The following is a 481-nucleotide window of genomic DNA, read 5'->3' as shown; positions in this document are numbered from 1 at the left end:
ATTCCTTGCTGGCGGTAAGCCTGATCGAGCGCATGCGCCAGGCCGGCCTCAGCGCCGATGTGCGGGTGCTGTTCAGCCAGCCGACGCTGGCGGCATTGGCAGCGGCAGTGGGCAGTGGCCGGGAAGTGGTGGTGCCGGTGAATGCCATCGCCGCCGATAGCCCGCGCATCACGCCCTCGATGCTGCCATTGGTGGAGCTGGATCAGCCGATGATCGACCAGATCGTCGCCAGCGTGCCGGGTGGCGCCGCCAATGTGCAGGATATTTACCCGCTGGCACCGTTACAGGAAGGCATTCTTTACCACTACATCACGGCGGAGCAGGGCGATCCGTACCTGCTGCAATCGCACATGGCATTCGATACCCAGGCGCGCCTGGACAGCTTCGCCCAGGCCTTGCAGCAGGTGATCGACCGCCACGACATCCTGCGTACCGGTGTGGTCTGGGAAGGCTTGGCGCAGCCGGTGCAAGTGGTGTGGCG

The 481-nt window shown here is 64.9% G+C and carries 1 protein-coding gene; it reads left to right on the top strand.

Going from position 1 to position 481, the window contains the following annotated elements; all coding sequences use genetic code 11:
- The coding region (locus HX846_RS37750; RefSeq protein WP_178967529.1) for a condensation domain-containing protein at positions 1-481 on the top strand (481 nt) is incomplete at both ends.

The organism is Pseudomonas sp. K5002 (assembly GCF_013386655.1).
Taxonomy (GTDB): domain Bacteria; phylum Pseudomonadota; class Gammaproteobacteria; order Pseudomonadales; family Pseudomonadaceae; genus Aquipseudomonas.
The sequence above is the reverse complement of the archived record's forward strand: the minus strand, read 5'-3'. Positions and strand labels throughout refer to the sequence as shown.